At 64.3% G+C, this 21,722-nt stretch carries 19 protein-coding genes; 13 read left to right on the forward strand and 6 right to left on the reverse strand.

Translation table 11 applies throughout. The features are described from left to right. Positions 1 to 158 precede the first annotated feature (158 nt). The 5 genes from A4C63_RS20690 (at position 159) to A4C63_RS20710 (ending at position 5,289) form a co-directional block, all read left to right on the forward strand. Positions 159 to 1,175, forward strand: coding sequence for an ABC transporter substrate-binding protein (locus tag A4C63_RS20690; RefSeq protein ID WP_063914348.1), 1,017 nt, complete (start codon positions 159 to 161; stop codon positions 1,173 to 1,175). Next, positions 1,172 to 2,020 carry a proline/glycine betaine ABC transporter permease gene (locus A4C63_RS20695; protein ID WP_063914349.1) on the forward strand — a complete coding sequence of 283 codons (849 nt, stop codon included), beginning with the start codon at positions 1,172 to 1,174 and terminating at the stop codon, positions 2,018 to 2,020. The genes A4C63_RS20690 and A4C63_RS20695 overlap by 4 nt, the downstream gene beginning before the upstream one ends. A gap of 156 nt (positions 2,021 to 2,176) precedes the next feature. Beyond that, positions 2,177 to 3,040 carry a LysR family transcriptional regulator gene (locus tag A4C63_RS20700; RefSeq protein WP_063914350.1) on the forward strand — a complete coding sequence of 288 codons (864 nt, stop codon included), beginning with the start codon at positions 2,177 to 2,179 and terminating at the stop codon, positions 3,038 to 3,040. Between the two features lie 273 nt (positions 3,041 to 3,313). Beyond that, on the forward strand, positions 3,314 to 4,231 hold the full coding sequence (locus A4C63_RS20705; protein WP_063914351.1) for an AEC family transporter: 918 nt from the start codon (positions 3,314 to 3,316) through the stop codon (positions 4,229 to 4,231). A 206-nt stretch (positions 4,232 to 4,437) separates the two neighbouring features. Next, complete coding sequence (locus A4C63_RS20710; RefSeq protein ID WP_063914352.1) at positions 4,438 to 5,289, forward strand: CAP domain-containing protein; 852 nt, start codon at positions 4,438 to 4,440, stop codon at positions 5,287 to 5,289. 150 nt (positions 5,290 to 5,439) lie between these two features. Here A4C63_RS20710 and A4C63_RS20715 read toward each other — a convergent pair whose 3' ends face one another. Next, positions 5,440 to 6,414, reverse strand: coding sequence for a GlxA family transcriptional regulator (locus A4C63_RS20715; RefSeq protein ID WP_063914353.1), 975 nt, complete (start codon positions 6,412 to 6,414; stop codon positions 5,440 to 5,442). A 105-nt stretch (positions 6,415 to 6,519) separates the two neighbouring features. On the opposite strand from A4C63_RS20715, the gene A4C63_RS20720 reads away from it, so the two are divergent. Next, positions 6,520 to 7,131, forward strand: a complete 612-nt coding sequence (locus A4C63_RS20720) for a LysE family translocator (RefSeq protein ID WP_063914354.1) — start codon at positions 6,520 to 6,522, stop codon at positions 7,129 to 7,131. A 57-nt stretch (positions 7,132 to 7,188) separates the two neighbouring features. Here A4C63_RS20720 and A4C63_RS20725 read toward each other — a convergent pair whose 3' ends face one another. Both A4C63_RS20725 and A4C63_RS20730 read right to left on the reverse strand, forming a co-directional pair. Beyond that, positions 7,189 to 8,388, reverse strand: coding sequence for an MFS transporter (locus A4C63_RS20725; protein ID WP_063914355.1), 1,200 nt, complete (start codon positions 8,386 to 8,388; stop codon positions 7,189 to 7,191). Between the two features lie 105 nt (positions 8,389 to 8,493). Then, a complete protein-coding gene (locus A4C63_RS20730; RefSeq protein WP_063914356.1) occupies positions 8,494 to 9,399 on the reverse strand; it encodes a LysR family transcriptional regulator in 906 nt (301 codons plus the stop codon). Between the two features lie 117 nt (positions 9,400 to 9,516). Here A4C63_RS20730 and A4C63_RS20735 point away from each other — a divergent pair, with 117 nt between their 5' ends. The 4 genes from A4C63_RS20735 (at position 9,517) to A4C63_RS20750 (ending at position 15,482) form a co-directional block, all read left to right on the forward strand. Next, positions 9,517 to 9,870 carry a hypothetical protein gene (locus A4C63_RS20735; RefSeq protein WP_063914357.1) on the forward strand — a complete coding sequence of 118 codons (354 nt, stop codon included), beginning with the start codon at positions 9,517 to 9,519 and terminating at the stop codon, positions 9,868 to 9,870. A 227-nt stretch (positions 9,871 to 10,097) separates the two neighbouring features. Then, positions 10,098 to 11,441, forward strand: a complete 1,344-nt coding sequence (locus A4C63_RS20740) for a hypothetical protein (RefSeq protein WP_156510901.1) — start codon at positions 10,098 to 10,100, stop codon at positions 11,439 to 11,441. A 226-nt stretch (positions 11,442 to 11,667) separates the two neighbouring features. Continuing rightward, entirely contained in the window at positions 11,668 to 14,085 is a 2,418-nt protein-coding gene (locus A4C63_RS20745) for a glucose/quinate/shikimate family membrane-bound PQQ-dependent dehydrogenase (protein WP_063914359.1), read from the forward strand. Positions 14,086 to 14,213: 128 nt separating this feature from the next. Then, positions 14,214 to 15,482: a carbohydrate porin gene (locus A4C63_RS20750; protein ID WP_063914360.1), complete on the forward strand. Its 1,269-nt coding sequence runs from the start codon at positions 14,214 to 14,216 to the stop codon at positions 15,480 to 15,482. A gap of 123 nt (positions 15,483 to 15,605) precedes the next feature. On the opposite strand, the gene argE is transcribed toward A4C63_RS20750, so the two are convergent. Further along, positions 15,606 to 16,766, reverse strand: a complete 1,161-nt coding sequence (gene argE, locus A4C63_RS20755) for an acetylornithine deacetylase (protein ID WP_063914361.1) — start codon at positions 16,764 to 16,766, stop codon at positions 15,606 to 15,608. Beyond that, complete coding sequence (locus A4C63_RS20760; protein ID WP_063914362.1) at positions 16,759 to 17,436, reverse strand: DUF1028 domain-containing protein; 678 nt, start codon at positions 17,434 to 17,436, stop codon at positions 16,759 to 16,761. The genes argE and A4C63_RS20760 overlap by 8 nt, the downstream gene beginning before the upstream one ends. Before the next feature lie 371 nt (positions 17,437 to 17,807). Here A4C63_RS20760 and A4C63_RS20765 point away from each other — a divergent pair, with 371 nt between their 5' ends. Both A4C63_RS20765 and A4C63_RS20770 read left to right on the forward strand, forming a co-directional pair. Next, a complete protein-coding gene (locus tag A4C63_RS20765) occupies positions 17,808 to 19,127 on the forward strand; it encodes an NAD(P)/FAD-dependent oxidoreductase (RefSeq protein WP_063914363.1) in 1,320 nt (439 codons plus the stop codon). Next, the gene (locus A4C63_RS20770) at positions 19,127 to 19,543 is read left to right on the forward strand and encodes a RidA family protein (RefSeq protein ID WP_015270679.1); all 417 of its coding nucleotides are present in this window, start codon (positions 19,127 to 19,129) and stop codon (positions 19,541 to 19,543) included. Before A4C63_RS20765 ends, A4C63_RS20770 begins: the two co-directional genes overlap by 1 nt. Before the next feature lie 123 nt (positions 19,544 to 19,666). On the opposite strand, the gene A4C63_RS20775 is transcribed toward A4C63_RS20770, so the two are convergent. Beyond that, positions 19,667 to 20,509, reverse strand: coding sequence for an amidohydrolase (locus A4C63_RS20775; RefSeq protein WP_063914364.1), 843 nt, complete (start codon positions 20,507 to 20,509; stop codon positions 19,667 to 19,669). Between the two features lie 126 nt (positions 20,510 to 20,635). On the opposite strand from A4C63_RS20775, the gene A4C63_RS20780 reads away from it, so the two are divergent. Continuing rightward, the gene (locus A4C63_RS20780; protein WP_063914365.1) at positions 20,636 to 21,571 is read left to right on the forward strand and encodes a LysR family transcriptional regulator; all 936 of its coding nucleotides are present in this window, start codon (positions 20,636 to 20,638) and stop codon (positions 21,569 to 21,571) included. Positions 21,572 to 21,722 lie beyond the last annotated feature (151 nt).

Raw genomic sequence — 21,722 nt, forward strand, 5'->3', positions numbered from 1 at the left:
TGCCTCGCAAAATGTGCTTGCCAAACGGCACCGCGCACCTTTGCAAACCGCTGCCCCCGCTGGCAGCAGGAGCCCGTTCCCTGTCGCCGTCGGCAACGCGCGGGAGGGGTCGTCTACACTTGCCCGCACCTCCCCCACGGCAACCGACGAGGGCCCTGATGAAGAAAATTCCAACGCTGCTGGTCGGCCTGCTGCTCGCCGTAGGCCTGGCCAGCACCGACAGCGCCGCCTCGGCAGAGCGCAGCGAGCCCATCCACTTTGGCGCCATCGGCTGGGAAAGCGGCGCACTCACCACCGAAATCCTGCGCCTGATCGTCGAGCGTGGGTATGGCTACCCCACCGACACCCTGCCCGGCAGCACGGTCAGCATGGAAGTGGCGCTGGCACGCAACGACCTGCAAGTGATCGCCGAGGAATGGGCCGGGCGCAGCCCTGCCTGGGTCAAGGCAGAAGCGGCCGGACAGGTGTTCGCGCTGGGCGACACGGTCAAGCATGCCGAAGAAGGCTGGTGGGTACCGGCCTATGTGGTCGAGGGCGATACCACGCGCAAGCTCAAGCCCATGGCACCCGACCTGCGCAGCGTCGACGACCTCAAGCGTTACCCGCAGGTGTTCCGTGACCCCGAGTCGCCCGACAAGGGGCGTTTTCTCAATAGCCCCAGCGGCTGGACATCCGAGACCGTCAACAGTCAGAAACTCAAGGCTTACGGGCTGAGCGACCTGTATACCAACTTCCGCAGCGGTTCCGGGGCCGCGATGGATGCCGAAATCGGCTCGGCCATCCGCCGGGGCCAACCGGTGCTGTTCTACTACTGGAACCCGACCCCGTTGATGGGGCGTTACAAACTCATACGCCTGGAAGAGCCCCCATTCGATGCCCAGGCCTGGGCCACCCTCACCGATGCCGACAACCCCAACCCGAAAGGCAGCCGCTCGCTGCCAGCCAAATTATCGATTGGCGTTTCCAAGGCCTTTCGTGAGGGCTACCCAGACCTGGTGAGCGTGTTCGAGCAGGTCGAGTTGCCCATCGATCGCCTCAACAAGGCACTGGCCGACATGAGCGAAAAGCGCACGCCACCCCGTGATGCGGCACTTGCCTTCCTGCGTGATAACCGTGAAGTGTGGAAAGCCTGGCTACCCGCAGAAGCAGCTGCCAAGGTCGAGGGCAGCCTGTGAGCAACGGCTTCCCGCAGGCCCTGCAGTTTTCCTTCGCCGACAGCGTCAACCGGGTGGTCGACTGGCTGGTACTGAGCTACGGCGATCACCTTCGTAGCTTTTCCGACCAGTTGCTGCGGCTGCTGGTCGGCCTGGAGAACCTGCTGCGCCTGTTGCCCTGGTGGCTGCTGTTGCTGCTGGTCGGCCTGCTGGCCTGGCATGCCAGCCGCAGCCTGTTGCGCAGCGCGGCCCTGGTGGCGCTGCTGACCCTGATCGGCATGCTCGGGTTGTGGGACAAACTGCTGCAAACCTTGGCTTTGGTGCTGGTCAGTACTGGCCTGTGCGTGCTGGTGGGCGTGCCGCTGGGCATCCTGCTGGCCGCTCGGCCAATGGCAAAACGGCTGCTGCTGCCGGTACTGGATGTGATGCAGACCCTGCCCGCCTTCGTTTACCTGATCCCGGTGCTGATGCTGTTCGGCCTGGGCAAGGTGCCGGCCGTGTTCGCCACACTGATCTATGCCCTGCCGCCGCTGGTGCGGCTGACCGAACTGGGCCTGAGCCAGATCGACCCTTCCCTGCTGCAGGCCGCGCACGGCCTGGGCGCCAGCCGTTGGCAGAGGCTGCGGCGCATCGCCCTGCCACTGGCGTTGCCAAGCATCATGGCCGGGCTCAACCAGTCGGTGATGATGGCCCTGTCTATGGTGGTGGTGGCGTCGATGATCGGCGCGCGTGGGTTGGGCGAGGATGTGCTGGCGGGGATCCAGACCCTGAATGTCGGCCAAGGCGTCGAAGCCGGGCTGGCGATCGTCGCCCTGGCCATGGTGATTGACCGGATCAGCCAGGCCTATGGCCGTAATGCACGTTGAACAGCGTTTTCTGCCCCGGCCCTATCGCCGGCAAGCCGGCTCCCACAGGGTGCCACAATGGCCACCGCCGGTGGAGTACCTATGGGAGCTGGCTTGTCGGCGATAGGGCCTGGCCTGACAATGCAGCCCTGTCAGCTTGAAACCGGACCCACCCGCATGTCCCTCAAAGCCTTGCGCACCCTGGTGACCATCGCCCGCCACGGCACCTTCGCCCGTGCCGCCGACCTGCTCAGCCTCACCCCTTCGGCAGTGAGCCTGCACATCAAGACCCTCGAAGACGAGCTCCAGGTGACCTTGTTCGACCGCAGCCGAAGGCAGGTGGCGCTGACCGAAGCCGGCCAGTTGGCGGTGGCCCGCGCCGAGACCATCCTGGGGGCCTATGACGAACTGGCCGACGCCCTGGCCAGTGGGCCGAGCCTGCGCGGCCGCCTGCGCCTGGGGGCGATCCACACGGTGCTGGCCCGGCGCCTGCCCAAGGCGCTGGTGTGGATAAAGGCGCACCACCCACAGCTGCACATCAGCGTGGCCTCCGGCATGTCGGCAGAACTGGCACGGCGGGTGGAAGACGGCGAGCTCGATGCAGCGATCACCACCGAGCCGGTCAGCCCCTACCCGCAGAGCCTGGACTTCACGCCGTTGTTCGAAGACCGCTTCTGGGCCATCGCCAGCCCCGAGCTGGCCGGGCAAAGCGTGCCACAGCTGCTGGCCAGCCAGCCTTTCCTGCGTTTCGACAAGCGTGCCTGGGCCGGGCGACAGATCGAGCAGGAACTGCGCCGGCAGCATTTGCAGGTGAGCGAGCAAATGGAGCTGGACAGCCAGGAAGCGCTGGCACGCATGGCGGTGATGGGCTTGGGCGTGGCGATCATCCCCATGGCCGATGACGACCTGCAACGCTTGCCACCGGCCACCTGCCTGCCGTTTGGCGAACCACAACTGACTCGGCGGGTGGTGTTGCTGGAGCATGAGAAGAGCCAGCGGCGGCATTTGAGTGCGGTGTTGAAGACTGCGCTGGAGGCGTGAACAGCACGGCTCGACTTTCTTGTAACTGCACATGACTGATTGTATTGGCAGGGTCTCTGTGGGAGCGGGCGTGTCGAGGCGTCGAACCGCCGCGAACAACGGCGCAGCCGGTGCCATCCACCGCGTTGAATTCTTCGCGGGCACGCCCGCTCCCACAGGGACCACCGCCAGCAACATGCATTTTTCCTCAATGGTCAGTACAGAAAACAACGTTTTTACAGATCGATCCGCACCAGTAGTCTGTGCCCCGAACCCGACCACGGAACGTCGATCATGCTCCACTTGCTGCTGACCACCCTGCTGCCGATCATCCTGCTGATTGCCCTGGGCACTTTCCTGCGCCTGCGAGGCTTCCTCGCCGATAACTTCTGGCCCGGCGCCGAGCGCCTGAGCTATTACGTACTGCTGCCGTCGCTGTTCCTCCACGGCCTGGCCACCGCCAACCTCGATGGCGTACCGGTGCTGGGCATGGTCGGCGTGCTGATGCTCTCGACCCTGGCCGGGGCCGTGCTGCTGGTGCTGTACCAGGGCGCAATGAACCACGATGGCGCCGACTTCACCTCGGTGTTCCAGGGCGGCATCCGCTTCAACAACTACATCGGCGCCACCCTTGCAGCCGGTATCTACGGCAGCGCCGGCATCGCCTTGGCGGCGGTGGCCAACGCCGCCATCGTGCCTCTGGTCAACCTGCTTTGCGTGCTGGTGTTCGCCCGTTTCAGCGCCCGCCATAGCTCACCGGGCACAGTGCTGCGGGCCATCTTCGCCAACCCCTTGATCGTCGGTTGCGCCAGCGGGTTGCTGCTACGCGCCAGCGGGCTGGGCTTGCCAACGGGTATCGAACCCACGGTCAAGGCCCTGGGCCAGGCGGCCCTGCCGCTGGGCCTGCTGTGCGTCGGCGCAGCCCTGGGTGGCGCCCGCCTGGGCCAACAGGTGCGCCCGCTGATGGCGGCGTCGGCATTCAAGTTCCTGATCATGCCACTGACCACCTGGGCCCTGTGCCGCGCGCTTGGCCTGGGTGGCCAGGCAGCGGTGGTAGCGGTGCTGTTCCAGGCACTGCCGACCGCGTCATCTTCCTATGTGATGGCCCGGCAAATGGGCGGTAACGCACCGCTGATGGCCACCATCATCGCCCTGCAGACCGTAGTGGCCGCCGCCACCCTGCCTTTGGTACTCATGCTTGCGCTTGGCTAGACTGTGACGGTTGCAAGGTACGGTGTGATACGAATGATTACCAAGTCATCGCACTTTTCCGCCTACCAGTGGTCTACTCCCTCTTTGTGCCGCCAGCAACGAATGCCGGCGATTTCATTGCTTTGCACGATCCCGGGCCAAAAGCCCTGGGCTTGTGTAGGATGAGCAGCGCAAACCACGACGCTGCCAGTCATAGGGAGATCCACATGCGCGTCCTGTCATCCGTTGCCGCCTTGTCGCTGGGCCTGGTCGTCTCGGCCGGGGCACTGGCTGCCACCGGCGAAGAGGCGCAACTGATCGATTCGATCAATGTCTACCGCAGCAAGGCCCAGCCCTGCGGTGGCGAAGCGTCGTTGGAGCTGCCGCCGCTCAACAGCGATACCCGCCTGGCGCTGTCACCAGAGGGTACCCGCGACCTGCAGCAGGCCATGACCCGCGCCGCCTACCCAATGGTCAACGTCCAGGCCATCAGCCTGTCGGGGCCGCGTGATGCGCGCGCGGCCATGCATGCCATCGAAGAGAGCTTCTGCCAGGTGGTGCTCGACCCACAGTTCGTCGATATCGGCGTCAGCCAGGAAGGCCGCGACTGGCGCATCGTGCTGGCGCGGCCGCTGCTCAGCGGCCGCCTGGGCGACTGGCAGGCCGAGGGGCAGAAGGTGCTGCAGGAAATCAATGCCGCGCGCAAGGTGCCGCGCCAATGCGGTGGCCAGCCCTTCGCCGCCGCCCCCGCGCTGAGCTGGAGCACGGTGCTGGCCGGGGTCGCCGCCAACCACACCCGGACCATGGCCAACCAGAACTTCTTCGACCACATCGACAAGGATGGCCGCACCCCCGGTGACCGGGCAGAACTGGCCGGCTACCTGTACCAGCAGATCGGCGAAAACATCGCCGCCGGGCGTGACACTGCGCGCAAGGTGGTCGATGGCTGGCTGGATAGCCCGGGGCATTGCGCGACGCTGATGAACCCGGACTTCCGTGAACTCGGCGCTGCGTATGCGGTGGACCCGAAGAGTGATGCGGGGATTTACTGGACCGGGTTGTTCGGGACGCCGCAGTAAGCCCACTTTCATAGAACTGCACATAGCTCCTTGAATTAGCAGGGACCCTGTGAGAGCGGCTTTAGCCGCGAACACCGGCGTAGCCGGTGCCATGCACCGCGTTGCATTGTTCGCGGGCACGCCCGCTCCCACAGGGAAGCGTGCGCGGCTTCAGAGCGGGTTCGTGCCTGCGCGCAGTTCAAGGGCTGTACAACCAAACCGTCGCCGCACGCACTTGCCCAGGTAACTGGCATCGCCCAAGCCCACTTCATCGGCAATCTGCGCCAGGCTGTGGCTGGAGTTGAGCAAGCGCCAGCGCGCCTGTTGCAAGCGCATCTCCAGCCACCAGGCCTTGGCGCTCATGCCATGGCTGGCGTGAAACTGCCGGTCCAGCTGGCGCCGGCTGATGCCCAGCTCCGCCGCCAGTTGCTCCACCGCCAACGGCGTACTCAGGTGATGACGCATCAACGCCTGCGCGCGCTGCACCTGCCGCCCCTGCCCGGTCCCCTGCTCCAGCGAGCGCAAGGCATGGCGGCTATCGCGGGTTTCGTCCACCAGCATGTCGGCCAGGCCCTTGAGCGCCCGGGTCCGCCCGCAGGCGCGTGACAACAGCGCAACGGCCAGGTCGATGGCCGCGGTGCCACCGGCGCAGGTAATGCGGCTACCGTCGATGCAATACAGCTGCTCACTCAGCACCTGTAGGTGAGGGAAAGCCGCACGAAATTCGGCTTCGTGGCGCCAGTGCACCACGACCTTGTGCCCCTGCAGCAATCCGCAGGCGGCCAACAGGAAGGCGCCGTTGTCGACGCCCACCAGCTTGACGCCCGCTTTGCCGGCCTGCCGGAGCAAGGCCTTGTAGCGAGGCGCCAGTGCGGCAGTGGCCATGGCATTGCGCCCGCCGAACACCACCAGGTAGTCGAAACTGGCCAGCTCAAGCTGGCCAGCCATGGCCTCGACCTGCACCACCGCGCCACTGCTCGACGGCACGGGTTCGTAGCTTAGCCCTGCCACGGTCCAGCTGCAGTAGCGCTGCTGGCTGTAGTCTTCGTCGTCAGCGCTGAAACGCAACTTGTCGAGAAAGGCACCGAACGGGAGCAAGGCAAAATCCGGTAACGGCAAGATCAGCAAGCGGATATCGGGCAGCATGGCGTTGCGTCCAGAAACAACTATTAAATGTCCAGATCATACCCTTCCTGAACGAAACCGGCGCCATAGACTGGCGTCCTCCTTATCAACAAGGCATTTCCCACCATGGCACTCGACACCTGGCTCATCTACCTGCTGGCCAGCATCGGCCTGTCGCTGACCCCTGGCCCCAACAGCCTGTTGGCCCTGACCCACGGTGCCCTGTATGGCGCACGCCGGACACTGTTCACTATCGTCGGCGGGGTATTTGGCTTCAGCGCCCTGATCGCCCTGGCCATGTTCGGCCTCAGCGCGTTGCTGCAGACCTCGGCCTCGGTGCTTAGCGTGCTCAAATGGTTGGGGGGTGCCTATCTGATTTGGCTGGGTATCCAGCTGTGGCGCAGCCCGGGCCTGCACCTGGAACTGACCGCGCAAAGCGCGCGGCTGGGCAATGCCGACCTGTTCCGCCAGGGCCTACTGTCGGCCATGGCCAACCCCAAGGTGCTGCTGTTCTATGGCGCTTTCCTGCCACAGTTCATCGACCCGCAGCGTGGGTTGCTGCTGCAGTTCGTGGCAATGGCGGCGACCTTTGCCAGCGTCGAGTTCCTGGTCGAATACCTGTTAGCGCGCCTGGCGTTTCGCATCCGGCCATGGCTGGCCAAGGGCGGCAAAGGCTTCAACCGCTGCTGCGGCAGCCTGTTTGCCTTGATTGGTGTGGCGTTGCCGCTTGGGCGGTAACACCTCGCAAAGGCTGTCACGATCCCTGTAGGAGCGCGACAGCCTAGGGGCACGCGTTCAACCCCGGCGCGCCTTTACAAGGAATATCAGCAAGGCAACACCTGGCAAACCCGCCCCCACCAGCGCCACACCCTGCCAGCCGAACTGGCTGAACAGCGCACTGGCCACCGCCGACCCCAACGCCCCACCGAGGAAGATGCTGGTCATGTACACCGCATTCAGCCGCCCGCGGCTGGCCGGGTCCAGCGCGTACACTTCACGCTGACCGATGACCATGTTCATCTGCACCGCAAAATCCAGCAGCACGCCCGTCAGGCCCAGGCCGATCACGCTGTAGCCCGGCACCGTCAGCCCAAGCAACAGTGCCGCTGGCGCCAGCAGCAACGCCAGCAGCGAACCGGCCCGGGCATGCCCGGCATCGGCCAGGCGACCGGCCATGGGCGCAGCCACGGCACCCACCGCGCCCACCAGGGCGAATACTGCGATCTGGCTCTGCGACAGACCATGCTCGGTAGCCAGGGCCATCGGCACCACCGTCCAGTAAAGGCTGAACGCCGCGAACATCAATGCCTGGTACAGCGCGCGCTGGCGTAGCAAGGGGTAACGGCGCAGCAGCGTGAACAGCGAAAGCATCAGCCCGGCATAGCTGGCCTTGTGCTCGGGCATCCGCCGCGGCAAGGTCAGGGCCAGTAGCAGGATGATCGCCAGCATTACCCCGGCAGCGCCGATGAACACCGCACGCCAGCCGAAGTAGTCGGCCACCAGGCTGGACAACGGCCGCGCCAGCAGGATACCCAGCAGCAGGCCACCCATGATGTTGCCGACCACCCGACCACGCTGCTGCTCCGGCGCCAGGTGCGCCGCCAGCGGAATGAGCATCTGCACCGCCACGGAACTGAAACCGATCAACAGCGCATAGACCAGGAACAGTTGGCCCTGGCCACTGCTGCTGGTCCCCGCCAGCAGCAGGCTGACGCAGGCCAGCACGGCGGTGGTCACCATCAAGCGGCGGTTTTCCAGCAGGTCGGCCAGCGGCACCAGCAACAGCAGACCGAGGGCATAGCCCAGCTGCGTGAGCGAAACGATCAGGCTGGCATGCCCGGTGGACAACCCAAGGTCCGGGGCGATCAGCCCGACGATGGGCTGGGCATAGTAGATATTGGCGACGATCGCGCCGCAGCAGAACGCCAGCAGCGCAACCAGGGCCCGGCTCAGGCCGCTGGCTGCAGGCTGCGCGGCAGCAAGGGAGGGATTCATGCGAGGTTCCTCGGCAAGGGGTGGAATATGCCGGCCACCTTACCCAGACACGCTCCTGGCGAGAATCCAGCGCTGGCGCAACAGGGCTTTGCGCACTGCGCAACACTATGTACTGCGCTTCAACAAGTTTTCGCAAAAGTCGATGAACGCATTCACCCGCCGCGAACCACGATGGTTGGGCAGGTACAGGGCGTTGATCCTGTCATTGGCCGCGCCAGGGCTGGCCTGCCAGTCGGGGAACAGCCGCTGCAGGCGCCCGGCCGCCACATCCTCGTGCACCAGCCAGTCGGCCAGCAGCGCAATGCCACTGCCCGCCAGCGCGGTTTCGCGCAACATGTCGGCATTGGCACTGCGCAACGGCCCGCTCACGTCCAGCTCCAGGCTGTCCTGCCCGCGGGCCAGGCGCCAGGGGCGCCCTTTCTGCCCGTAACGAAAGCGCAGGCAGGCGTGCTCGAGCAACTGCCGTGGATGCAGCAGCGCGTCACACCCGGCCAGGTAGGCCGGGCTGGCCACCAGCCACCGCTGGAAGCGACCCAGTTGGCGACACACCAGCTCGTCATTGGGTGAGGGGTCGCCCAGCCGGATCGACAGGTCATAGCGCCCGTCGAGCAGGTCATCCAGGCGGTCGCTGAGGTCGATGTCCAGCTCCAGCGCCGGGTGCTGCGCCAGAAACGGTCCCAGGTGCGGGGCGATGACCCGCCTGCCGAACTCCACCGGCAAGCACAGGCGCAGCACACCGACAGGCTCTTCGCCACGATCCGCGACACTGGCATCGGCCTCGTCCAGCGCCTCGAAAATACCCCGCGCGCGCTCGTAATAACGGGCGCCGGCCTCGGTCAGGCTGACCTGGCGGGTGGAGCGGTTGAGCAAGGTGGCGCCCAACGCCGTTTCCAGGGCATCGACCAGGCGCGTCACCGACGATGTCGCCAGCCCAAGCCGGCGAGCGGCGGCGGAAAAGCCCTGAGCATCGACGGTGGCCACGAACATCTTCATCGCCAGGAGTTTGTCCATTTGCTGCCCGTCTTCCAAATCTCGGAAAGTTCTTACAAACAGCCGGGCGGGTCAAGAAGCGCGGTGCTCGGCAATTGCGTCCATAGTGGTACCACTCCCTTCCAAACGAGGCTTTCCATGACACCGACCAACCTGCTGACCACCCTGCCCCCTTGCGACCCCACCTGCGCCGAACAGGTCGACGAGCTGCTCAGCCGCCCGGGCGTGCGCGTTGAGCGCATTGTTTCCAGCGGCCAGGCCAGCCCGCCTGGCTTCTGGTACGACCAGGCCGAAGGTGAATGGATCGTGCTGCTCAGTGGCGCCGCCGGCCTGCGCTTCGAGCACGAGAGCCACACCCGCCTGCTGGCACCGGGCGATTGCCTGGACATCCCGCCGCACTACCGCCACCGCGTGGAATGGACCGCTCCAGACACAGCCACCATCTGGCTGGCGGTGTTCTACGGAGCCCACAGCCCTTGGCCCGTTCTCTGAATGCCCGCTTTACACAATTCACAACGCAAAACCGGCAGCTACAGAGGCAACCAACTGGCAATTCTGCCAGTTGTGGGGTGAAAGCCGCCTACCAATACTCGGCCAGCGCGTTCCACACAGTGAAGTGAATACCACACTCACTTGGTCCCTCGAACGCGCACAGCGGTTGCTGCGTCAACGAACTGCATGACGCCAACTGGGCAATGGACTGGTCGAGACCTGAAAGCATGCGTACCGCCCCACTATTACTTTGCGCACTCGTTTTGACGGGTTGCAGTATCAAAAACGGCAACAACGATGTACCGGCAAAAATCGCAACGACGCCTCACGCGCAACAACCTGCCAATACCAGGCCAACCGGCGCGGAAGCCGTGCGCCAACTCAAGGCCTGGTATGAGAGTACCGCCGCTGACTGTGAAGGAGCCGACAAGCCTGCACACTTGTGCAGCGGCATTCTGCTTCGGGCGACCGATACCAATTTCGCCTTCTACCCTTGGGACCCTAGCCCCGGCGCAATAGACCTGGGAGGAGTCTCGTTCTCATGGCTGCGTCGAGACCAGACATTCAGTAGAACGTGGGAGAACTGGAATGGCTTTATCTTCTACCCCAACCAGGCCATTCCCGACGGCAAGATAAAAACCATCAAGGTGTTGTGCACCTTCCCGATCAACGCGAACACATGGGAACGGCCTACCCTTCAAGGCTGCGGCCCAATGCCAGATGAGCCGGACACCGATACATGCCAATCACTCGAAATCGAAAGCGCCTCGGAATGGCTCGAAAAATACGGCAGAACGGCGACGCTGAGCAAAGTGTGTGGTTGGGACATACGTGACGGCAGTGGTGGCACGGCAGCCTGGTTCAAAACGTCACTTGATGCTCACCAGGGGCTTACCGGCCTGGCACGCGAAACCTTCAATGAGCTGATGCTTTCAACCTGGAACACTGGGGAGGGCGCCGACCTTCCGCTGCATTCGTTCTTCTACCCTGCCAGAAGCCTTGAGTCCCGCGCCAAGGCACAAACCGACCAGGCACGCTACCGCGCGGCATACAAAATTACCTTGCCGCTGATACGTTTGGCTTTTCCCGTCCGTGCGCAGGACACAACCGTCATCAGCTTTCTGGAAAGCGATCAGACCGGCTCTGTTGCGTTGCCTGCGCACGTGGAATTCGAAGACATACCGATCGGGCACCCGCTGGACGTGGTGTCTGGCGGGTACGGCTTCGAAACCGCAGTATCGAAACGGGTAGAAATCAGTAATGCGGACCGAGGCATACCGCATCTACCCGGCAATTACCTGCTAGTCGACAATCTGGTGCGTTTTCCAGTCGATGCCACGGTAGATGGCAATGAAGTTCGCAAGGTCGAGTTTTCGTGGGCATGCAATAGCTACTGTGTGCTGCTCGAAGAGCGTGGCGGCCGAGAAACCGTGCTGGTCAAAGACGAGAATATCGGCCAGATGCAGTCAGGGCGCCTCACTCTCGAAGTCGAGGCTCCGGAAACGCTCAGGCTGATGAGCAGTATGGAGGACGGCGCGTTGATGGCGTTGGACAATTTGTCCATCCAATGATGGTCAAGGGCAGCTTGTGCACGTGCCGCCAAGCCGCCCGAACCTTACGCCGAATGCTGTTGTTTCTTCGCTTATCACGCCAATTTCCAAGTATCACCTAGACTTTTAGCCACACCTTGGCGAGTTCAACCCTGCGACAATCCGCCCCACAAAATTATGTACTAACTTGTTAATTAGCAAGCTAAGCGATTACACTGCGCGCATTCCATCTGCTGAGATCCCTGGCATGAAAGAAACGCCGCGCGCCTCTGGCGCCACAAACATCATCCTGGTCGGCCTGGGCGTGATCATCGCCCTGCTCGGCCTCCTCTTGGCTGCGGGCGGCGTCAAGCTGGCCGGCCTGGGCGGTTCCTGGTACTTCCTGACCGGCGGCCTGGCCATGGCCATCGCCGGTGTCCTTATCGCTCGCCGCAAGCCGGCTGGCGCCTGGCTGTACGCGGCGTTCCTGGTCGGTACTGCCATCTGGGCGCTGGTCGACGCTGGCCTGGTGTTCTGGCCGCTGTTCTCGCGCCTGTTCATGTTCGGCGCAATCGGCATGGTGGTGGCGCTGGTCTACCCGCTGCTGGCCCGTGCCAACGGCGCCAGCACCGGCCGTGGTGCCTATGGCGTTGCCGGGGTGATGGCCGTGGTGCTGGTGATCGCCGCCGGCAACATGTTCGTTGCCCACCCCAGCGTCGCCCCCACCGGCAAAGGCCCGGGCATGACCCCGGTCGAGGCCGACAAAGCGCAGAAGGACTGGGCCCACTACGGCAACACCGAAGGTGGCAGCCGCTTCGCCGCGCTGGACCAGATCAACCGCGACAACGTCAACAAGCTGAAAGTGGCCTGGACCTACCGCACCGGTGACGTGGCCCTCAGCGACGGCAACGGTGCCGAGGACCAGCTGACCCCGCTGCAGGTCGGCAACAAGGTGTTCATCTGCACCCCGCACAACAACCTGATCGCCCTCGATGCCGACACCGGCAAGGAGCTGTGGAAGAACGCGATCAACGCCCAGTCCAAGGTCTGGCAGCGTTGCCGTGGCATGGCCTACTTCGACGCCACAGCCGCCATCGCCCAGCCGACCCAGCCGAACAGTTCGCCGATCACCGTTGCGAGCGTACCGGCCGGTGCCAACTGCCAGCGTCGCCTGCTGACCAACACCATCGACGGCCGCCTGATTGCCGTCGACGCCGACACCGGCGAGTTCTGCCAGGGCTTCGGCAACAACGGCCAGGTCGACCTCAAGGCCGGCCTGGGGAATGTGCCGGACTCCTACTACCAGCTGTCCTCGGCACCGCTGATGGCCGGTACCACGGTGGTGGTCGGTGGCCGTGTCGCCGACAACGTCCAGACCGACATGCCAGGCGGCGTGATCCGTGGTTTTGACGTGATCACGGGTGAAATGCGCTGGGCCTTCGACCCAGGCAACCCGGAAGATCGCCAGGCGCCGCAGGGCGACAGCACCTATGTGCGCAGCACCCCCAACAGCTGGGCTCCGATGTCCTACGACCCGGCGATGAATACCGTGTTCCTGCCGATGGGCTCGTCGTCCACCGACATCTATGGTGTTGAACGCAGCAAGCTGGACCATACCTACGGCGCTTCGGTACTGGCCCTGGACGCCACCACCGGCAACCAGAAGTGGGTGTTCCAGACCGTGCACAACGACCTGTGGGACTTCGACCTGCCAATGCAGCCGAGCCTGATCGACTTCACCAAGGACGACGGCCAGTCGGTCCCTGCGGTGGTGATCGGCACCAAGGCCGGGCAGATCTACGTGCTCGACCGTGCCACCGGCAAGCCGCTGACCCAGGTCGACGAAGTACCGGTCAAGCCAGGCAACATCCCTGACGAGCCGTACTCGCCAACCCAGCCGAAGTCGGTGGGCATGCCGCAGATCGGCGCGCAGACCCTGACCGAGTCGGACATGTGGGGCGCGACCCCGTACGACCAGCTGCTGTGCCGCATCAACTTCAAGAAGATGCGCTACGACGGCCTGTACACCGCGCCGGGCACCGACCTGTCGCTGAGCTTCCCGGGGTCGCTGGGTGGCATGAACTGGGGCAGCATCTCCACCGACCCGGTACATGGTTTCATCTTCGTCAACGACATGCGCCTGGGCCTGTGGATCCAGATGATCCCGTCGCAGAACAAGGGCAATGCTGCTTCCGGTGGCGAAGCGCTGAACACCGGCATGGGTGCAGTACCACTCAAGGGCACCCCGTATGCAGTGAACAAGAACCGCTTCCTGTCGGTGGCCGGCATTCCGTGCCAGGCGCCGCCATTCGGCACCCTGACCGCCATCGACATGAAGACCCGCCAGGTGGCGTGGCAGGTACCGGTGGGCACCGTTGAGGACACAGGCCCGCTCGGCATCCGCATGCACCTGCCGATCAAGATCGGCCTGCCGACCCTCGGCGGCACCCTGTCGACCCAGGGCGGCCTGGTGTTCATCGCCGGCACCCAGGACTTCTACCTGCGCGCCTACGACAGCAGCAACGGCAACGAAATCTGGAAGGCTCGCCTGCCAGTGGGCAGCCAGGGCGGCCCGATGACCTACGTCTCGCCGAAAACCGGCAAGCAGTACGTGGTCATCACAGCTGGCGGCGCGCGCCAGTCTACTGACCGTGGCGACTACGTGATTTCTTACGCCTTGCCGTAAGACCGCGTCGCACCCTTCGCGGGCAAACCCGCTCCCACAGGAACTGCACAGTTTGCAAGGGCAGTGAAAATCCTGTGGGAGCGGGTTCACCCGCGAAGAGGCCTTCGAAGACAACCCGAGATTCAGCAATGCCATCCGCAATCCGCATCACCCCCACCCTGCTCCTGGCCCTGGCCAGCACTACTGCCCTGGCCGACGGCGACCTGATGACCCGCAGCACCCTGACCGGTGACTGGGGCGGCCTGCGTCACCAGCTGGAAGAAGACGGCGTCAAGTTCACCGGCGACTACAGCGGCGAAACCGCCTACAACGCCCATGGCGGCCTGCACCGTTCGGCGCGCTACTCGCAAAACCTGAAACTGGGCGTGCAGTTCGACCTGTCGAAACTGTATGGCCTGGACAATGGCGGCAAGGTCCAGCTGACCATCAACGACCGCCGCGGCAATAGCGCCTCGGAAGACCTGGTGGGCAACCGCCTGCCGATCCAGGAAAACTTCGGCGGCCTGTACACCCGCCTGACCGAACTGAGCTACGAGCGTACCCTGTTCACCCCGGCGCTCAACGTCAAGCTCGGCTACATGGCCATGGGCAACGACCTCGGCGGCCTGGATAGTGGCATCCTGTGCAACTTCATGAACGCCGGCTTCTGCGGCCACCCGCTGAACATGTCTGGCGGTAGTGGCTGGACCAACTACCCCAACGCTCACCTGGGCGTGCGGGTGAAGTATGACCTGTCGCCGTCCTGGCAGCTGCGTGTGGCAGCATTCAACGTCGACCCGGAAAGCAATGGCAATTCCAGCCGCGCCTGGCACCTGGGCCCCAAGCACACCACCGGCACCGTGGTACCGGTAGAGCTGGTGTACAAGCTGCAGGGCGAGCTGCCTGGCGAGTACAAGCTGGGCTACTACTACGACAGCTCCGACGTGAAGCGCATCGGCAGCGACGAGGAAGTGTCCGGCCGCGGCGGCCACTACCTGCTGGTCGACCAGGCCGTGTGGAACGACCAGGGCTCGCCGGGCCGCAGCCTGCATGCCTTCGGCCAGTACTCGGCGTCGAGCAAGGCTGCCTCACCGTTCACCAAGTGGTATGGCGCCGGCGTGGTGCTGTACAAGCCGTTCGCAAGCCGCCCGAAGGATACCGTGGCGCTGGGCTATGGCCGTGCCGTGCCCAACCCGCGTAGCCGCGACGTGCTGGAAGATGCCGCGCTCAATGCCGGGCAGCCGTTCCCCGACATCGACAGCGCCGAGCAGTTGGTCGAGCTGAGCTATGGCTACCAGGCCACGCCGTGGCTGAACCTGCGCCCGGATGTGCAGTACATCATCGAACCGGGCGCGTTCTCCGGGAAGGACATCGACAACGCGCTGGTGGTTGGCCTGCAGGTCAAGGCTACCTTCTAAACCCTTGATCGGGGCTGCTTTGCAGCCCTTCGCGGGCACGCCCGCTCCCACAGGTACAGCACCGCCAGGAAAGCCGGTGATATACCTGTGGGAGCGGGCGTGCCCGCGAAGAAGCCAACATGATCAATCCTGCCTGAGGTAGTCCACCAGCCTCAGCAACATGGCATCACACCCCCGCAACTGCTCGACACTGACGAACTCATCCGGCTTGTGCCCCTGGTCCATGCTCCCTGGCCCACACACAACAGTCGGGATCCCTGCCTGGTCGAACAGCCCGCCTTCGGTACCAAACGCCACCGTACCGAACTGATCCGAGCCACTGAGCAACGCCACCAGGCGAGCCGCCTCACTATCCGCCGGCGTGGCCAGCCCCGGATACGCACTCAACGGCTGCAGGCGAATGGCGCTGGTCGCATTGACCCTGCGCATACGCGGCAGCAATTCAGCCTCGGCATAGGTCTGCAGCTGGTCGGCCACTGCCTGCGCCTCGAACCCCGGCAAGGCCCGCACTTCGAAATCGAACTCGCATTCCGCCGGCACGATGTTCAGTGCCCTGCCCCCTTTGATCACACCGGTCTGCACAGTGGAGAACGGTGGGTCGAAGCGTTCGTCGTGATGCGCCGGCAATGCCAGGGCATCGCCGATCTCACCCAGCTTGCCGATCAGCTTCGCCGCATACTCGATGGCATTCACCCCAAATGGCGCATACGCCGAGTGGCAGGCCGCACCCTGCACCTGGCAGCGCATCGCCAGCTTGCCTTTGTGCCCCAGCACCGGCTTGAGCTCGGTGGGCTCGCCAATCAGGCACAGCCGCGGCTTGTGCGGACGCTGCTCGAGCGCGGCCAGCATCGAGCGCACACCCAAGCAGCCGACTTCCTCGTCATAAGAGAACGCCAGGTGCACCGGCAGGCGCAACGGCTGGGCAAGGAACGCGGGCACAGCCGCCAGTACCGAAGCGATGAAGCCCTTCATGTCGGCCGTGCCACGGCCATACAGGCGCCCGTCGCGTTCACTCAGGGCAAACGGCTCGACCGTCCAGGCCTGGCCGTCCACCGGCACCACATCGGTATGCCCGGACAGCACCACGCCGCCAACGTCCCTGGGGCCGATGGTGGCGAACAGGTTGGCCTTGGTACCCTCCGGGTTATGGAACAACTCGCTCTGCACGCCCAACCCGGCCAGGTAGTCGCGGATGAAGGCAATCAGTTCGAGGTTGGAATCCCGGCTGACCGTGGCAAAGCCGATCAGCCGGGCCAGCAGCGCGCGGCTGGCAAATTCACTCATCGCCCGGCACCCCGTAGCTCGGCGCGGCAGCCGGGTTGAGGGCACGGGTGACGTAATCCTGCATCTGCGGCCGGTACGCCTGCCACAAGCCATCGAGTGCAGCGATCGGGTCCGTCTCGGCCCAGTCCACGCGCAGGTCTACCAGCGGCCAGGTCAGCTCGCCGGCAATCTTCAACGCCGCCGAGTGCACCGGCCCGGCCTCGCCGCCTGCGGCCATCGCCGCGTGCATGGCGGCCAGCAGGCGGTCGGCCAGATGCCCGCCGGCTTGTTCAAAGGCCTGTACCATCGCCTCGATCACCTGGGTCGAGGCCAACAGGTTGCCTGCCGCCGCGCATTGCTCACCGGCCACGGCGTGGTGCGTGCCCAGGGCTTCCTTGCCGGTGAACAGCGCCACCTGGCCATGGCTGTCGATCACCGTGACCTGGCGGTACTCGCTCCAGCCATTGGCGCTCAGCACCCGGTCCAGCGCTGCGGCAGGTGGCAACTGCCCCTGTTCCAGGGCATCGAGAATCTGCGGGCCCAGCGCCGGCAAGGTGATGTTCTGGGTGGCGACCGCGCCCACACCGGCACGTACCCACGGGCAGCGGGCGCCCACGGCGATGCTCGAAGAGCTGATGGCAATACCGACCTGGCCGGTTTCCTGGCAACGACCAATGATGGAAAAAGTCATGTCATGGTTCCTGTTGTGCTGTGCAATGTACGGCATTCTGGGTGGAACCTTCCGGCAGGCGAAACGACCTTTTTCCGAGGGGTTAGGCAGGAAAAAACTTTGCTCTGGCTGAGATCGAGCGCCGCCCGTGCGGCGCTTCGCAGCACAAGGCTGCTCCTACATCAGTTTCGGGCCAATCATTCCTGTCGGCACAGCGCGCGGACCCTTGGCGTCCAACTCGCAAGCCACAGAATCCAGGGCCTTCGCCGTTTTATCGGCAAGCCCCAGCTAAATACTATTTTCGCCATTTCCACAGCATCCCTAGTCTGGCCCCAGGCAACGGCGGTCCTCCAAACCGACCTGACAAAAACCGCCTGAACAAGGGCTCGGACATGACACTGAACAACCTCGAAATCGACACCCTCGTCGTCGGCGCCGGCCAGGCCGGCGTGGCCATGAGCGAACACCTGAGCAAGCTTGGCGTGCCGCACCTGGTGCTGGAGCGCAAGCGTATCGCCGAGGCCTGGCGCACCGGCCGCTGGGACTCGCTGGTGGCCAACGGCCCGGCCTGGCACGACCGCTTCCCGGGGCTGGAATTCAACCTCGACGCCGATGCCTTCGCCGGCAAGGACCAGGTGGCCGACTACTTCGAGCAGTACGTACGCAAGTACAACCTGCCCGTACGCACCGGCATCGAAGTGAAGAAAGTGCTGCGCAACAGCGACCGCCCCGGCTTTACCATCGAAACCAATGAAGGCGTGATTCGCGCCAACCGCGTGGTCGCCGCCACCGGCCCGTTCCAGAAGCCAGTGATCCCGGCCATCGCGCCGAAAGACAGCAACCTGCACCAGATCCACTCCGCCGCCTATTACAACCCCGAGCAGTTGCCCGACGGCGCTGTGCTGGTGGTAGGCGCCGGCTCCTCCGGCGTACAGATCGCCGAAGAACTGATGCGTGCCGGGCGCCAGGTATACCTCTCGGTCGGCGCCCACGATCGCCCGCCACGCGCTTACCGCAACCGCGACTTCTGCTGGTGGCTGGGCGTGCTGGGTGAGTGGGATGCGGAAATCGCCAAGCCTGGCCGCGAGCATGTGACCATTGCCGTCAGTGGCGCCCGTGGCGGCCACACCGTGGACTTCCGCGCCCTCGCCCATCAGGGCATGACCCTGGTCGGCCTGACCCAGTCGTTCGACAACGGCGTAGCGCGCTTCCAGGACAACCTGGTCGAGAACATCAACCGCGGCGACGACAACTACCTGGCCCTGCTCGATGCCGCCGATGCCTACATCGAACGCAACGGCCTGGACCTGCCGGAAGAGCCCGAAGCCCGCAAACGCCTGGCCGACCCGGAGTGCATGCGCAACCCGCTGCAGCAGCTGGACCTGGCCAAGGCCGGTGTTACCAGCATCATCTGGGCGACCGGTTACGGCGTCGACTTCAGCTGGCTGCAGGTAGACACCTTCGACGCCAACGGCAAGCCCCAGCACCAACGCGGCGTGGCCCGCGAGCCGGGCGTGTACTTCCTTGGCCTGCCGTGGCTGTCGCGCCGTGGCTCGTCGTTCATCTGGGGCGTGTGGCACGACGCCAAGCACGTCGCCGGCCACATCGCCACGCAACGCACCTATACCGCCTACCGCGACCGCGAACAACGCGCAGCGGATGAGCAGCAACAACCCAAGATCAGCAACGTCAGCACCCTCGGAGCCCACTGATGCCTACCCATACCCGCATCCGCATGTTCAACACCAAGGCCACCTACCCCAACCAGACCCTGGACAACGACCTGTGCCAGGCGGTGCGCGCCGGCAACACCATCTACGTGCGCGGCCAGGTCGGCACCGACTTCGAAGGCAACCTGGTGGGCCTGGGTGACCCACGGGCGCAGGCCGAGCAGGCGATGAAGAACGTCAAGCAACTACTCGAAGAGGCCGGCTCGGACCTGTCGCACATCGTCAAGACCACCACCTACATCACCGACCCGCGCTTCCGCGAGCCGGTGTACAAGGAGGTGGGCAAGTGGCTCAAGGGGGTGTTCCCGATTTCCACCGGGCTGGTGGTGGCCGGGTTGGCCCAGGCCGAATGGCTGATGGAGATCGACGTGATCGCGGTGGTGCCTGATTCGGTCTGATCGGTTTTTTTGCGGTCAATTGCAGAAGCGGCCTTGTGTCGCGATGGGCAGCGCAGCCCATCGCGACACAAGGCCGCTCCTGAAAGAGTCAGCGCAAGACCTGGCGATTAATGCAAAACAACTTCAGCTCACGCCGCCCGTGGTAAAGCCGAACAGCCGTCGTGGGGTGTCCCACATCACACTGCGACGCAGCCGGGCGTCCGGCATCAAGCGTTCCGCCAATTTCAGCAGCGGACCGTAGTCCACTCGTGAGCGCTGGCGAATGAACGGCCAGTCCGAACCCCATACACAACCCTGCGCACCAAAGGCTTCGAGCAGCGCGTGTACGTAGGCACGGCTTTGCTCCAGCAACGCATCGGCCGCGGCGAACTTCTGCATACCCGACAGCTTCACGCAGGCCCGGCCACTATCGGCCAGCCGCAGCAAGGCGCGGAAACCAGGCTGCTGTACACCAGCCGCCACAACTGGGCGGCCGCAATGGTCGATCAGCAGGCGCGCTCGTGAGCCCTGCAGCAGGCCGTGCAGGTCCAACAACTGGTCTTCGCACACCTGGACCTGAGCGAACAGATCGAGTTCGGCGAGCTTGCCGAACAGCCTGTCAACGCCCTTGAGGTTGGCGACCCCGTACAGCGCGGGATTGAAGGCGATACCGACCACCCCTTGCGCCTGCAGTGCGGCCAGCGCGTCAAGGCCGATATCCGGCTCGACCACTGCTATGCCCTTGAAGCGCCCCTGCCCGCTGGCCAGCGCATGCAGCAGGCAGCGGTTGTCAGTGTGGTAGCCGCTGTTGGGCCCCACCAGCAAGGCGTGCTGTACACCGTAGGCGTCCATCACACGGCTGAACTGCTCCTGGGTGGCAACCTCCTGACCGGAAGGCGCATAGGGAGCATCGGGGTGGTAAGGGAAACGCGCAGGGTCAAACAAATGGTTATGGCAATCGATCTTTGCTTCATCAAAGATGCTCACGCAGCACTCCCCGGCAGATATTGTTATCGTAAGCCACAAGGGCGATCAGGCTGGGCTCAGATTACTGCGTAGCCCGAGTTGGCGCTCATGCCCAGATGGCACAGACCATAACCTAAGGTAATACAGATGCTGCCTGGCAACGAAGGCACGGACGCCAGCCCGATGGTGTTCAAACTGCGGCACATGGAGGTGTTTCGTGCGGTCATGCTGACCGGCTCGATCAGCGCGGCGGCCAAGCTGCTGTATGTGTCGCAGCCGGCGGTGAGCAAGCTGATCCAGTACATCGAAGGGCGCCTGGCCTACCCGCTGTTCGAGCGCATCAACAACCGCCTGGTGCCAACGGCTGAAGCGCAGGTGCTGTTCCGCGAAGTCGAGCGGGTGTACCAGGCAGCACTGGAGGTCAACGAGTGCGCACTGGCACTGGGCGCCGGCGGCCAGCGCAAGCTGCGCATCTCGTGCAGTGCGTCGTTGTCCACGGTAGTCATCCCGATCGCCCTGGCCCAGCTCAAGCGTGAGTCACCGTCGCTGAACATCGAATGGCAGACCTCGCTGATGGGCGAAATGCCCAACCAGATCCTGTCGAAGAAGGTCGACCTGTCGATTGCCGCCCTGCCGGTGGTGCATGACCACCTGCATTCGCAGGCGTTCATGCGCGGGCGCATGGTGGTGGTGATGCCGCCCGGCCACCCTCTGGCCGGGCAGCCCGAACTGACCTTGCAACAGCTGGAGGGTCATGCCTTGCTGCTGTTCCGGCCCGACATGCCGTTTGGCAAACTGCTGGCCGAGCATATCGGGCGCTGCGGGGTGCAGCTGAAATCACTGTTGTCATTTACCAATGCCAACGAGGCAGTTGCCTTGGTCAAGCAAGGCATGGGCATCAGCGTGATCGACGAGTTCGTCGCGCAGGACAGCGGGCTCGCGGTGGTACCACTGGCCGACGAGATTCACTTCGATATCAGCTTTGTCTATTCACGGTTCGAGCCGCCGTCACATGCAGCGATGCATTTGATGCGGGTGTTGCAGGGCCAGGCGCAGAAGCTTGGGCGGGCGATTGTAGACTGAGGCCTTTGGGGCAGGCGCGATTCCTGGGGGAGCAACTGTCTTGTGTAACCTGTCAGGCCTCATCGCCGGCAAGCCAGCTTGTGTCTTCAAGGCCCATTAAACTCAAAAGGGTGAGAGCAGTGGATGGCAGACTGATAGCCAGCGGTGCCTA

The organism is Pseudomonas sp. p21, assembly GCF_001642705.1.
Classification (GTDB): Bacteria; Pseudomonadota; Gammaproteobacteria; order Pseudomonadales; family Pseudomonadaceae; genus Aquipseudomonas.

Bases quoted from the DNA above. Each gene is read 5' to 3' on its own strand.
- A4C63_RS20745 (WP_063914359.1), top strand. From the start codon at position 11,668: ATGAAAGAAACGCCGCGCGCCTCTGGCGCCACAAACATCATCCTGGTC.
- A4C63_RS20705 (WP_063914351.1), top strand. From the start codon at position 3,314: ATGCTCCACTTGCTGCTGACCACCCTGCTGCCGATCATCCTGCTGATT.
- A4C63_RS20780 (WP_063914365.1), top strand. From the start codon at position 20,636: ATGCTGCCTGGCAACGAAGGCACGGACGCCAGCCCGATGGTGTTCAAA.
- A4C63_RS20765 (WP_063914363.1), top strand. From the start codon at position 17,808: ATGACACTGAACAACCTCGAAATCGACACCCTCGTCGTCGGCGCCGGC.
- A4C63_RS20725 (WP_063914355.1), bottom strand. From the start codon at position 8,388: ATGAATCCCTCCCTTGCTGCCGCGCAGCCTGCAGCCAGCGGCCTGAGC.
- argE (WP_063914361.1), bottom strand. From the start codon at position 16,766: ATGAGTGAATTTGCCAGCCGCGCGCTGCTGGCCCGGCTGATCGGCTTT.
- A4C63_RS20770 (WP_015270679.1), top strand. From the start codon at position 19,127: ATGCCTACCCATACCCGCATCCGCATGTTCAACACCAAGGCCACCTAC.
- A4C63_RS20715 (WP_063914353.1), bottom strand. From the start codon at position 6,414: ATGCTGCCCGATATCCGCTTGCTGATCTTGCCGTTACCGGATTTTGCC.
- A4C63_RS20720 (WP_063914354.1), top strand. From the start codon at position 6,520: ATGGCACTCGACACCTGGCTCATCTACCTGCTGGCCAGCATCGGCCTG.
- A4C63_RS20730 (WP_063914356.1), bottom strand. From the start codon at position 9,399: ATGGACAAACTCCTGGCGATGAAGATGTTCGTGGCCACCGTCGATGCT.
- A4C63_RS20700 (WP_063914350.1), top strand. From the start codon at position 2,177: ATGTCCCTCAAAGCCTTGCGCACCCTGGTGACCATCGCCCGCCACGGC.
- A4C63_RS20735 (WP_063914357.1), top strand. From the start codon at position 9,517: ATGACACCGACCAACCTGCTGACCACCCTGCCCCCTTGCGACCCCACC.
- A4C63_RS20740 (WP_156510901.1), top strand. From the start codon at position 10,098: ATGCGTACCGCCCCACTATTACTTTGCGCACTCGTTTTGACGGGTTGC.
- A4C63_RS20690 (WP_063914348.1), top strand. From the start codon at position 159: ATGAAGAAAATTCCAACGCTGCTGGTCGGCCTGCTGCTCGCCGTAGGC.
- A4C63_RS20710 (WP_063914352.1), top strand. From the start codon at position 4,438: ATGCGCGTCCTGTCATCCGTTGCCGCCTTGTCGCTGGGCCTGGTCGTC.
- A4C63_RS20750 (WP_063914360.1), top strand. From the start codon at position 14,214: ATGCCATCCGCAATCCGCATCACCCCCACCCTGCTCCTGGCCCTGGCC.
- A4C63_RS20760 (WP_063914362.1), bottom strand. From the start codon at position 17,436: ATGACTTTTTCCATCATTGGTCGTTGCCAGGAAACCGGCCAGGTCGGT.